Origin of the sequence: Bacteroides sedimenti, from assembly GCF_040365225.1 — a bacterium.
Classification (GTDB): Bacteria; Bacteroidota; Bacteroidia; order Bacteroidales; family Bacteroidaceae; genus Bacteroides; species Bacteroides sedimenti.
In genome coordinates, this window is the sequence record NZ_AP028055.1 from 17,563 (window position 1) to 29,922 (window position 12,360).

Sequence of the window (12,360 nt, forward strand, 5' to 3'; positions counted from 1 at the left end):
TTTGGGAATACATTTATTTGTGTGCAAAGATACGAAGAACTTCTTAATTAACAGATTAAATGCTTTGTAATTCAGAATATTCGTGTATTTTTGCATCCGTGATTTATTAATAAAGTATAAATGAAAAAACTTATTTTAACAATAATTCTAGGTGCTGTATCCTTTTCTTCCTGTAGTTTCGAAACACCAGAGTCGCCAGCAATCAAAATGGAAAGCTGTACAGTAAATGGTGAATCTGTTTCTTTACCTTTGCCCTCTGTTAAGGCCGGAGATGTTGTTGAATTGACTCTCGATCTTGAAGGAAACGGTTCCGAACTGCAGACTTTTCAGGCAGATGCCGATGCAGATGATGTTAAAATGTCTCTTACTGATTACGATAAAAGCAGGGTTACAGATGATAAGAACTTTACGAACATAGATGAGTGTCTTCTTAGATTTGTAGACGGGGTAACCATCTCTTCTGTGAAGGTAAAAGCAACTGTCCAGCAAAAAAATGATGCTAAAATGTGTATGAAGTTTTATCTTTCTGCAAAATCTGCTAGTGAAGGTACTGCATTGGAAATTGATATGAACAGAGACAATATCAAAAATTAACCAGAACTTATAATAACCAGATTAAAGGCTGCTTCATTTTATTTTTGAGGCAGCCTTTTCTGTTTCTAATCTAAAAATATAAGATTGCTTCCTCCGATATCATCTACTCTAATTATTGCGCTTTAGTATCTTTTGGCGATTAAAACGCTCATTTACCTTTCTAAGCTGATATTATCTCCAGCATTATTTCGCTTTAATCTCTTCGTCCGGAAATAAAAATCCCCTTATCCTATCCTTTCCTTTCCAGAAAACGGTATAAAATAAGGGGTATTTCTTTAGGTGGCTCAAATCATGAAACCTCAATTGCTGAGAGTTTGCACAGAACCACTTTATGTCTTTTAATTACAGACGAGCCTGAATAGCTTTTGATTCTTCTTCGTAACCAGGTTTGTTTAATAAAGCAAACATGTTTTTCTTGTAAGCTTCAACACCCGGTTGGTCGAATGGGTTTACGCCCAGCAGATAACCGCTGATGCCGCAAGCTTTTTCAAAGAAGTAGAACAACTGACCAATGTAGTATTCGTTCAATTGCGGCATGCTGATATGCATATTAGGAACACCACCGTCTACGTGAGCAATCTGCGTACCAAGTTCGGCCATCTTGTTAACCTCGTCCACGCGTTTGCCTGCCAGGAAGTTCAGTCCGTCCAAGTTAGCTTCGTCCGAAGGTACAACCACTTTTTGGTTTGGTGTTTCAATTGAGATCACTGTTTCGAAAATCGTGCGTTCACCTTCTTGAATCCATTGGCCCATTGAGTGAAGGTCTGTAGAGAAGTCAACGGCAGCAGGGAAGATACCTTTGTTTTCCTTACCCTCTGATTCTCCGTAAAGCTGTTTCCACCATTCCATCACATAGTGAAGTTTTGGATGGTAGTTCACCAATATTTCAATCTTCTTTCCGCTCTTGTAAAGCTCGTTACGTGTAGCTGCATAGATTGCTGCCGGGTTTTCGCCGAAAGGAACGTTCAGTCCGCACGCCTCTTCCATTTTTACGGCTCCGGCAACCAACTGTTCTATGTTGAATCCAGCCACTGCAATTGGAAGCAATCCCACCGGAGTGAGTACAGAAAAGCGCCCGCCTACATTGTCGGGGATGATGAATGTTTTGTATCCCTCTTTATCAGCAGTAACTCTTGCTGCACCTTTCTTGGCATCTGTGATGGCAACGATGCATTTTTTGGCAGTCTCCTTGCCTCTCTGATCTTCGCATTGCTTTTTCAGGAGACGGAAAGCCAAAGCGGTTTCGGTTGTTGTTCCTGATTTGGAGATATTGATTACACCGAATTTCTTACCCTTCAGGTAGTCGGTCAATTCATATATATAATCTTCGCTTATGTTATGACCTGCATAAATCATTACAGGGCCATCTTTCTTCTCTTTCAGTAAAGCAAAGCTGTCAGAAAGCGCTTCAATAACTGCGCGAGCCCCCAGATAACTACCGCCGATACCAGCTACAACTACCACTTCGCAGTTTTCACGAAGCACGTTGGCGGTTGACTGCAGGTCAGCCAGATGTTCTTTGCTGATAGATGACGGAAGATTCAGCCATCCCAGAAAATCATTACCTTTACCTGTACCGTTGTGCAACGCTTCACTACCGGCTTTCACCTGAGCTTCGTATGCATTGACAGCGTCTTTAGAAATAAATCCTAAAGTCTTTTCGATGTTTAAACTAATATTTTTCATAATCGTGTATGTTATCTGAATGAGTCAGTTAGTAATTTAATCTCGATAGTGGGAGAAATTCTTTCATACAGGATATTATAAACAGCATCAAGAATAGGCATATTTACATGATAATGTTTATTTATCTCTTTGATACATTTAGTTCCGTAATATCCTTCTGCAATCATTTCCATCTCAATTTGCGCACTTTTAACCGAATAACCTCTTCCTATCATTGTTCCGAAGGTACGGTTACGGCTAAAGTTGGAGTAGGCCGTTACAAGTAGGTCGCCCAGATAAACCGAATCGTTGATGTTTCGGCTGATGGGGTATACTGTGTTGAGAAAACGGTTCATTTCCTGAACGGCATTCGATATAAGCACTGCCTGAAAATTGTCTCCATACTTCAACCCACTGCATATTCCTGCAGCAATGGCATACACATTCTTCAGCACCGAGCCGTATTCAATGCCCGATACATCGTCGCTGACAGATGTCTTGATATAGTTTCCTGCCAGTTTACGTGCAAAAATGCGTGCCTTGTCAATATCCGGACAGGCGATAGTCAGGTAAGAGAGCCTTTCTAGGGCAACCTCTTCGGCATGGCATGGTCCGCCGAGTACAGCGATATTCTCTTCCGGAACCCCGTACTCTTGTGTGAAATACTCAGAAACAATCAGGTTTTCGTCAGGAACAATTCCTTTGATAGCTGTGATAATAAACTTGTCTTTTAACTTTGTTTTCAGCTTCTTCAGGTGCGCCTTCAGATAAGGAGACGGTGTTACGAAAATCAGTGTATCCGATGCTTTTACAATATCGTTAATGTTTGAGCTGAAATTTATCCGTTTGATGTCGAATTTCACTCCGGTCAGATAGGCCGGGTTGTGTCCCAAACGTTTAAATTCAGCAATACGGTCGTCACGACGCATATACCAATTTATGCTGTCTTCTGATGCAAGAACCATCTTTGCGATAGCTGTTGCCCAGCTTCCTCCGCCCATTATCGCTATTTTACCGGGTAGTTTCATCTCTTTTTTTATGATAACTTATTGATCCACCCCGATACGGCGTCAACAGATGGATTAGTTAGTTCCAGCTTGTATTTCTTATTCACGCCACATATTTCCTGGTGCAGTTTCTGTGCATTCACACTTTTCATATCTTCTACCAGGTTGTATCCGGCTTTCTGAATTAAAGGCACCCATTCTTCAGGTACGCCTAATTCCATATATTTATCTGCAGAATCTTTCTTGATTGTTTTTTCAGGACGCATTTGCGGGAAGAACAGTACTTCCTGAATTGTGGTTTGTCCTGTCATCAGCATTACCAAACGGTCCATACCGATACCCATACCCGAGGTAGGAGGCATACCATATTCCAACGAGCGTACAAAGTCCATGTCGATGAACATCGCTTCGTCGTCTCCCTTTTCGCTCAGCTTTAACTGGTCCTGGAAACGTCCCAACTGGTCAATCGGATCGTTCAGTTCTGAGTATGCGTTACACAACTCTTTACCGTTTACCATCAATTCAAAGCGTTCGGTCAGTTCCGGGTTTTCGCGGTGACGCTTGCAAAGCGGTGACATTTCGATTGGGTAATCGGTGATAAAGGTTGGCTGTATATAGTTTCCTTCGCACTTTTCGCCAAAGATCTCGTCAATCAGCTTGCCTTTACCCATGGTTTCGTCCGCTTCAACATCCAGTTTGGCGCATACTTCGCGAAGTTGCTCTTCGTTCATGCCGGTAATGTCGATACCTGTAAACTCCTTGATGGAGTCGATCATGGTAATGCGTTTGAAAGGAGCCTTGAAACTGATGATGTTATCGCCCATCTTTACTTCATGAGTGCCATTTACATCCATGCAGATTTTCTCAAGCATCTTTTCTGTGAAATCCATCATCCAGTTGTAGTCCTTGTAAGATACATAGATCTCCATGCAAGTAAACTCCGGATTGTGTGTGCGGTCCATACCTTCGTTACGGAAGTTCTTCGAGAATTCGTAAACTCCTTCGAAGCCACCTACGATGAGGCGTTTCAGGTAAAGTTCATCGGCAATACGCAGATACAAAGGTATATCGAGTGCATTATGATGCGTAATGAACGGACGTGCTGAAGCACCACCGGGGATTGATTGTAGAATAGGTGTTTCTACTTCCATGTATCCTTGTGCGTTGAAATAGTCACGCATGGAGGAGTATACCTTGTTGCGTTTGATAAAGATGTCTTTCACACCTTCGTTAACCACCAGGTCAACATAGCGTTGACGGTAGCGCAGTTCAGGGTCTTCAAACGAGTCATAAGCCACTCCATCCTTATATTTTACGATAGGCAGCGGTTTGATTGACTTTGAAAGTACAGTCAGTTTCTGAGCGTGGATACTGATTTCGCCCATTTGAGTTCTGAAAACGAACCCTTCGATACCTATAAAGTCACCTAAGTCGAGCAGACGTTTAAATACTGTTGTGTATAAATCTTTGTTCTCTCCCGGACAAATGTCATCGCGGGTTATATAAACCTGGATTCTTCCTTTTGAATCTTGTAATTCGATAAAGGAAGCTTTTCCCATTACGCGACGGCTCATGATACGACCGGCCACAGACACTTTGCGTGGCTCAGCATTTTCATCGTCTACAAATTCATTTTTTATATCGGTAGAGAAAGCATTGGTTACGTACTCGGCAGCGGGGTATGGTTCTATGCCCATAGCTCGCAATTCATTCAGACTGTTCCGTCTGATTATTTCCTGTTCGCTTAGTTCTAATAGGTTCATTTTTATACGTATTAACTCAAATTTGTCGCAAAAGTACGAAACATTTCTCATATAATGCAATGAATTCTCATCTAATTCATCGTGTTAGAAAGGGGTGGAAGTCAGGTCTTTCTGATTTACAGCAAAATAATAGATCTATTTCTGGCTCGAACAAACCATTCTTTTGTGTATAAAAACGGATTGTTTGAGCCAGAATAGATTTTTTTATAAGATTTTCTATTTCTTCTTTGAGTATGCTATATGAAATTCGGCTACAGCCTCAATTCCCTTTCGGAAGATGTCCAGAGAGAAACTTTCGTTGGGCGAATGGATGGCATTCTGTTCCAGTCCGAAACCCATTAGTATGGTTTTGATTCCAAGTATTTCCTCAAAACTCGATATGATTGGAATGCTTCCTCCTCGTCTTACAGCCAGAGGTTTCTTTCCGAAAGCGATTTCGAAACCTTTTTCCGCGGCAAGATATGCAGGGTGGGAGATGGGGCATACATACCCTTGTCCGCCATGCATTGGTGTAACCTTTACTTGTACGGTTTGAGGAGCCATTTGTTCAAAGTATTCCTTAAAAAGTTGACTGATGATATGATGATCCTGATGAGGAACCAGTCGGGTAGATACTTTGGCATAAGCTTTTGATGGGAGTACAGTTTTCGAACCTTCTCCTGTGTATCCGCCCCAGATGCCGCAGATATCGAATGATGGACGGCAGCTGTTTCGTTCCAATGTAGAATAGCCAGTTTCTCCTGCCAGCTGTTTTACTCCGATAGCTTTTTTATACTCTTCCTCGTTGAAGGGTATATTTGCAATCATGGTTCTTTCCGCTTCGGGCACGGCTTCTACATCATCGTAAAAGTGTGGAATGGTAATCTTTCCGTTGTCGTCAATAACCTTACTCAGCATGCCGCAAAGCACATTGATGGGATTGGCTACCGCTCCGCCGAAATGCCCTGAGTGCAGGTCGCGGTTTGGTCCGGTAACCTCTATTTCCCAATAAGCCAGTCCTCGAAGTCCGGTGGTAAGTGATGGCAGATCGGCACCCAGCATGCTGGTGTCGGATACCAGAATCACATCAGCTTTTAATAATTCCTTGTGCTCTTTGCAGAACTGTTCCAAGCTGGGCGAGCCAATTTCTTCTTCCCCCTCGAAAATAAACTTCACGTTGTTTTTCAGAAGCTGATGGTTTACCAGATATTCAAACGCTTTCACTTGGATAAACGCTTGACCTTTGTCGTCATCGGCGCCTCTTGCCCAGATACGCCCGTCGCGGATTTCCGGTTCAAACGGGTTGCTTTTCCATAATTCTAGCGGTTCTGCAGGCATTACATCGTAATGACTGTAAATCAACACGGTTTTAGCTTCGGGGTTTACAATCTTTTCTCCATACACTATTGGGTTTCCTGACGATGACATTACCTGAGCCCTGTCGGCTCCTGCTTCCAGCAATAACTCCTTCCATCGCTGAGCACACGCCAACATATCATCTTTGTGATCGGGTAAAGCGCTAATGGAGGGAATGCGTATTAAACTGAAAAGTTCATTCATCATCCGGTTTTCGTGCTGGGTGATGTAAGACTGTATATGTTTCATTTTTATTTTAACCTGATTTTTATGTGTTACAATTGAGTGCATCTGTCAAGCAGATAATAATCCAGTATAGTCATAGCAGCCATGGCTTCCACGATAGGTACGGCACGCGGAAGCACGCAAGGATCATGTCTGCCCTTTGCTTTCATGGTGGTGTCTTCACCCTCAATGTTTACCGTGTGTTGTTCCATCAGGATGGTTGCCACAGGTTTAAAGGCTACCCGGAAATAGATATCTTCTCCGTTGCTTATACCTCCCTGAATTCCTCCTGAATGATTGGTCTTTGTCTCAATAAGTCCGTCGTGATTATAGAATACGTCGTTCTGTTCAGAACCTTTCTGCTTCAATCCTTTGAATCCGTTGCCATATTCAAACGCTTTCGATGCGTTGATGCTCAGCATGGCATTGCCAAGAGCGGCATGTAGTTTGCCAAAGACCGGTTCTCCCAGACCGATGGGGCATCCCTGAATTACACAGGTCACCACACCGCCAATCGTGTCGCCCTCATTCTTGATCTGCTCAATGTAGTCCACCATCTCTTTTGCCTTTTTCAAATCGGGGCAACGCACCGGAGTTTCCTCAATATTTGCGAAGTCGTATTTCTTATAATCCTCATCAATGCGGATATGTCCCACCTGTGAAGTGTAGGCGGTAATGGATATGCCGATTTGTTTCAAAGCCAGTTTAGCCAGTGCGCCTGCCACTACCCGCGAGATAGTTTCCCGGGCAGAAGAGCGGCCGCCTCCGCGATAGTCTCTGATACCATATTTTAACTGATAGGTATAATCTGCGTGCGAAGGACGAAATATGTTTTTTATATTCTCGTAATCTTTTGAATGTTGGTTCTTATTCCATACCACAAAGCCGATGGGGCTTCCGGTTGACTTCCCCTGAAATACGCCAGATAAGAATTCCACTTTGTCAGATTCATCACGATCTGTTGTTATTTTAGACTGACCTGGTCTGCGTCTGTTCAGTTCCTGCTGAACGAAGTCCATATCAATTTTAATCCCCGAAGGAAATCCGTCAATAACACCTCCCACTCCTTTACCATGAGATTCACCAAAACTGGTTAATCTGAAAATATTGCCGAATGAATTGAACATAGATTTTATTTTTGAATTATTAATGCAAATATAAAAAATCTTTCTTTAATATTATTATTAAAACAGCTATTAAAACGAATGGTTTGCTCATAAATGCTATTCTTTTTTCTTTTTCGTTTTTTATTTTCAAACTAGTGAACTTAATTGATGTTTGTTATGTTATTATAGAACTGCGGGTTAATAAATTGTAGTGGTGTAGGTTAAGATTAATGGGATATGAATAATACGTAGATTCTGTGAGAACACTCAGTGATAAGCGCCATTATAATTTTTTCCGTAATAAGGGCAATTGACCGGATAATCTGGTTACTTGCCCTTTTTTGATGATAGTGCAACCGATTTTTATTTTAGGAATTGAGATTCGGATTTATAATTTTATCCTGATGTCTTTTTTTATTTTCTACCTGAGAAGATGATTATTCCTTGTCTTTCCATGCAGATCCTTCCTTAATTGTTTTTATATGTTTATTTATTAAATATTGATGCAAAGCTTCTTGCAGTCAATAAGTTATTTTTGATAACTTTGCATCTTGAAAATTAATTCGAAAATGACTGAATTGGAAAGAAAACAAATTATCTCACTGGTGAAACGCGAAGTTATCCCGGCTATTGGTTGTACTGAACCAATCGCTGTAGCGCTGGCGGTTGCTAAAGCAAGTGAAACATTGGGTAAATGCCCCGAAAAAATAGATCTCTTTCTGAGTGCAAATATACTGAAGAATGCAATGGGGGTAGGGATACCCGGAACAGGGATGATTGGACTTCCTATTGCTGTGGCGCTTGGTGCACTGGTAGGTAAATCGGTATATCAGTTGGAGGTGCTCCGGGATAGTACTCCCGAGGCCGTTGAACAGGGACGACGTATGATTGAGGAGAAACGGATTAATATTCAACTCAAAAACGATATCAACGAGAAACTTTATATAGAGGCTCATTGCGAAGCCGGAACGGAGAAAAGTGTGGCGGTTATTGCCGGAGGACACACCAATTTTGTCTATATTTCCCATGGCGATGAGGTGTTGCTCAACTGTGGGCAAGACGCTTCAAGCGAGGAGGCTGAGGTAGATCCAGAGCTTTCTATGCGGAAAGTATACGATTTTGCTCTGACAGCTCCTATCGAAGAGATTGAGTTTATCCTTGAAACCGCCCGGGTTAACAAGGCAGCTGCCGAACGTTCACTAAAAGGAGAGTACGGACATGCTTTGGGAAGAACCTTGCGTGGTAAATATGAACAGGAAGTGATGGGAAACAGTGTTTTTTCTCATATTCTTTCTTTTACCTCCGCGGCCTGCGATGCGCGTATGGCTGGAGCCATGATTCCGGTAATGAGCAATTCGGGTAGTGGTAATCAGGGTATTGCCGCCACACTTCCCGTGGTGGTTTATGCCGAAGATAACAATATAAGTCGCGAGAAGCTCACAAGGGCATTGATGCTGAGTCATCTCACAGTAATTTATATTAAGCAAAGCCTAGGGCGCTTGTCTGCCCTTTGCGGATGCGTAGTAGCGGCAACAGGCTCCAGTTGCGGAATTACCTATTTGATGGGAGGGGGTTATGAACAGGTGTCATTTGCTGTAAAGAATATGATTGCCAACCTTACCGGTATGATTTGTGACGGAGCAAAACCCAGCTGTTCGCTTAAGCTTACCAGCGGTGTTTCTACTGCCGTGCTCTCTGCCATCATGGCAATGGAGAACAAATCGGTTACATCGGTCGAGGGGATTATTGACGATGATGTAGACCGCTGTATACGCAATCTTACGCTGATAGGTTCCGAAGGAATGAATGAAACCGACAAACTGGTGCTCCATATTATGACCAACAAATGTTAACCACAAAGAACCTGATGAGAAGAATTGTTTTTTTGCTGCTTATGTTTTGCTCGGTTGAAATTGCTTATTCAACGGTTGGAAATGATGATGTAACAGACGGACTTGCAAACGGGGCCTTCAAAAAGTCGAAGGCCATGCTGAAGGCTGAAGATAAGGCCTTGGAAAATAAGCTCTGCGGAAAGCCTTGTCCCGAATTTACTTTAAACGACAGTGAAGGAAAGCTTTGGACTCACCGAAGCATTCGCGGAAAGGTTACCCTGATTAACATCTGGCATGTGTACTGTGAGCCATGCATTAATGAATTTCCTCAACTGAACGAACTGACGAAGAAGTATCCTGAAGCTAATTTCCTGTCGATGACTTTCAATACTCCGGAGCAAGTGGAGAAGGTTAAGTTGAAGAACAAGCTGATGTATCATCAACTCTTCGAAGCTATTAATTTTATAAGTAAAACTGGAATAACCGCCACTCCCACATGTCTGCTTATAGATAAGTCGGGCACTATACGATATGTTTTCCGTGGTGCAGACGAAAAGCAATGCAAACGGATTGTGAAAAAGATGAAGGAGCTTTCGAAAGAGGAACTCTAGTTTTATTCCTTCTTGATTCACTAAAACTATGTGGAATGTATACTTGACTTCTATTTGCATAAAAACAGAAAATAATTATTCTTTTGCTTTTTGTGTTCAGACAAGTATGTTTTCTTACCAACTTAAAAGCCTGTGATCTTTTGAACAAACTCCCGCCATCTTTCTTAAAAAGACGGCGGGAGTTTGTTTGTTTATTCCTATACAATAGGGCTATTTTAGATAAGTTGTTGACCTTTCCTGGATGGAGTTTACAGTTTCTGTGGTTATTACTAGAACTGAATTACAAGATTTTTCTTATTCCTAAGCCGGCTTGGCAATGAAAGAGTATATTCTAGCAGATCAGAGAGAAAACTTTTCTCGATTCGTGGGCGCATTTTCATAAAGAGACAAATTATTTCATGGTTGTATATTCGCTTTGGATGAGTAGGCTGTGATGGAAAATGCAGGGACTGCAGGGACTGCAGATGTGTTTTTCAAACATTTATAATATTTATGTATTTCTGTATAAAATGTATATATATCATTACATCACATTTTTTCGCATAAGTTTTGGAATTCAACCCTGCAGTCCCAGCAGTCCCTGCACTTGATACTGGGAATTGTTGAGATTATAAATTTCGTCAGCCATGAATGTCAGATACATAGCGCATTTATAGTGTTATTATATGTACAATCTGAAAATGTGTAAAGTATTGTGAAATAGACACCTAAATGTCATATTAATTTTAATTTACGATAATGAAAAGTATTAAATCGCAACGTTGAACTTTCTGTATATGTATATAATTTTTTAATAAATATAAAATATATACAAAACCCCGCACCACCTATGCAGGGTGATGTGGGGACTAAATACCTCTTAATATAGACTAATTGTTTATCAATTTCTTAAGGGGTATCAGGGCTCTCGGTTTCTTTTGGTTCTTCATCCGGGTTGTGAATTCCCAATTTCTGCTGAGTAGCATCGGGTTCTTTTTTATCTCGTTGTTAATATATTTGTTCAAAGTAACCTCAGTTTTTACAAGCAACAAGAAATTATACCCAAAAAGAGATATAACAAAAACAGCGGAGTTGACACAAATCTGGTCAGCCCCGCTGTTAGTATCCGATATCCGAAGAGTATCTTTTCTTATCCTTTATATAAGGATTATAAATAGTTCCGTATTATCCTTTTGATTAGTGGCATCCTCCGCCGCAACCTTGGTTGTCATCACAACCGTCACCGCAGCTGTCGCAACCACAACCGCAACCTTCGCTGCTCATCATGTTAATCATTCCCTGAATTTCTTCGTTTGTAGCAGGGCGCGATTCAAGAACTTCACCTACAAAGGTCAGGTCTTCTCCAGCCAAAGGGTGGTTCAGGTCAACCTTTACATTGCTGTCGCTAACTTCTAATACAGTAGCGTTCATTCTGTTTCCTTCGGCATCCATCAACGGAACTACGTTTCCTGCAAAGATGCGTTCTGCATCGAATTTACCATTTATTTCGAATACGTTTTTAGGAAGTTCAATTACATGTTCGTCGTTGTATTCGCCATAAGCATCGTCACTGGCGATAGTGAATTCAAATTTGTCACCGGTAGCTAAACCTGTCAGTTGGCTCTCAAAAGCATCGAGAGTTGTTCCCATTCCTGAGATAAACTGAAAAGGGTTTTCTTTTGTTGCTTTTTCTACTAAATCTTTCTCTCCATCATATAGTTCGTAAGAAACCATGATGAATTTGTTTGGTGCTGTTTCCATTTACTTTATTGTTATATTTTAAATAATTCTGCAAAAATCAGGTTGCAAATATACGAAATAATTATTCCAACTTAGATTAATGCAACCTATTTACAGAATATTAAGTGCTTTTTTGTAAAATATGTACCTGTTACTCAAAAAGTGATGTTTCTTTCCATCTGTTAGATTTTGCAGCTGTTTTTAGTATATTTATGTTATCTACTGTTGTTGTTTTAAGTACTCTCACCTCTTTCATCTTTCTATTTAATATTTTTTAGTTTGAATTGGTTATAAAAACTATTTTTTATTAACCAATATCTTACGATTAATCATTAATCTGCGTTTTTTTTCTTTAATTTGTTTGGAGGTTTAAAAAAAGAGCGTACCTTTGCGCCATAATTAAAAAAAGAACATAGCAGTATGATTTCAATTACATCAAATATCCTGTCTCTGGTGCATATTATTATTATTCGCCTCGTGGTGGTCCAGGCAAGGGCATGAGA

At 41.0% G+C, this 12,360-nt stretch carries 9 protein-coding genes; 3 read left to right on the top strand and 6 right to left on the bottom strand.

Annotation, left to right across the window (positions count from 1 at the left end):
• Window positions 1-120: 120 nt before the first annotated feature.
• A complete protein-coding gene (locus ABWU87_RS00080) occupies window positions 121-594 on the top strand; it encodes a DUF5035 family protein (protein ID WP_353332089.1) in 474 nt (157 codons plus the stop codon).
• Window positions 595-936: 342 nt separating this feature from the next.
• Here ABWU87_RS00080 and ABWU87_RS00085 read toward each other — a convergent pair whose 3' ends face one another.
• From ABWU87_RS00085 to aroC, 5 genes are all read right to left on the bottom strand, one after another.
• The gene (locus tag ABWU87_RS00085) at window positions 937-2,280 is read right to left on the bottom strand and encodes a glucose-6-phosphate isomerase (protein WP_353332090.1); all 1,344 of its coding nucleotides are present in this window, start codon (window positions 2,278-2,280) and stop codon (window positions 937-939) included.
• An 11-nt stretch (window positions 2,281-2,291) separates the two neighbouring features.
• Complete coding sequence (locus tag ABWU87_RS00090; RefSeq protein ID WP_353332092.1) at window positions 2,292-3,287, bottom strand: NAD(P)H-dependent glycerol-3-phosphate dehydrogenase; 996 nt, start codon at window positions 3,285-3,287, stop codon at window positions 2,292-2,294.
• Between the two features lie 8 nt (window positions 3,288-3,295).
• Window positions 3,296-5,029 carry a lysine--tRNA ligase gene (gene lysS, locus ABWU87_RS00095; RefSeq protein ID WP_353332094.1) on the bottom strand — a complete coding sequence of 578 codons (1,734 nt, stop codon included), beginning with the start codon at window positions 5,027-5,029 and terminating at the stop codon, window positions 3,296-3,298.
• A 216-nt stretch (window positions 5,030-5,245) separates the two neighbouring features.
• Window positions 5,246-6,613, bottom strand: coding sequence for a dipeptidase (locus tag ABWU87_RS00100; RefSeq protein ID WP_353332095.1), 1,368 nt, complete (start codon window positions 6,611-6,613; stop codon window positions 5,246-5,248).
• 26 nt (window positions 6,614-6,639) lie between these two features.
• Entirely contained in the window at window positions 6,640-7,716 is a 1,077-nt protein-coding gene (aroC, locus tag ABWU87_RS00105; protein ID WP_353332097.1) for a chorismate synthase, read from the bottom strand.
• 548 nt (window positions 7,717-8,264) lie between these two features.
• Between aroC and ABWU87_RS00110 the strand changes: the two genes are divergently transcribed.
• Window positions 8,265-9,548, top strand: a complete 1,284-nt coding sequence (locus tag ABWU87_RS00110) for a serine dehydratase subunit alpha family protein (protein WP_353332099.1) — start codon at window positions 8,265-8,267, stop codon at window positions 9,546-9,548.
• Between the two features lie 14 nt (window positions 9,549-9,562).
• Window positions 9,563-10,138: a TlpA family protein disulfide reductase gene (locus ABWU87_RS00115; protein WP_353332101.1), complete on the top strand. Its 576-nt coding sequence runs from the start codon at window positions 9,563-9,565 to the stop codon at window positions 10,136-10,138.
• A 1,176-nt stretch (window positions 10,139-11,314) separates the two neighbouring features.
• Here ABWU87_RS00115 and ABWU87_RS00120 read toward each other — a convergent pair.
• Complete coding sequence (locus tag ABWU87_RS00120; protein WP_353332103.1) at window positions 11,315-11,878, bottom strand: FKBP-type peptidyl-prolyl cis-trans isomerase; 564 nt, start codon at window positions 11,876-11,878, stop codon at window positions 11,315-11,317.
• Between the last annotated feature and the right edge of the window lie 482 nt (window positions 11,879-12,360).

Bases quoted from the DNA above. Each gene is read 5' to 3' on its own strand.
- ABWU87_RS00080 (WP_353332089.1), top strand. From the start codon at position 121: ATGAAAAAACTTATTTTAACAATAATTCTAGGTGCTGTATCCTTTTCT.
- ABWU87_RS00085 (WP_353332090.1), bottom strand. From the start codon at position 2,280: ATGAAAAATATTAGTTTAAACATCGAAAAGACTTTAGGATTTATTTCT.
- ABWU87_RS00090 (WP_353332092.1), bottom strand. From the start codon at position 3,287: ATGAAACTACCCGGTAAAATAGCGATAATGGGCGGAGGAAGCTGGGCA.
- lysS (WP_353332094.1), bottom strand. From the start codon at position 5,029: ATGAACCTATTAGAACTAAGCGAACAGGAAATAATCAGACGGAACAGT.
- ABWU87_RS00100 (WP_353332095.1), bottom strand. From the start codon at position 6,613: ATGAAACATATACAGTCTTACATCACCCAGCACGAAAACCGGATGATG.
- aroC (WP_353332097.1), bottom strand. From the start codon at position 7,716: ATGTTCAATTCATTCGGCAATATTTTCAGATTAACCAGTTTTGGTGAA.
- ABWU87_RS00110 (WP_353332099.1), top strand. From the start codon at position 8,265: ATGACTGAATTGGAAAGAAAACAAATTATCTCACTGGTGAAACGCGAA.
- ABWU87_RS00115 (WP_353332101.1), top strand. From the start codon at position 9,563: ATGAGAAGAATTGTTTTTTTGCTGCTTATGTTTTGCTCGGTTGAAATT.
- ABWU87_RS00120 (WP_353332103.1), bottom strand. From the start codon at position 11,878: ATGGAAACAGCACCAAACAAATTCATCATGGTTTCTTACGAACTATAT.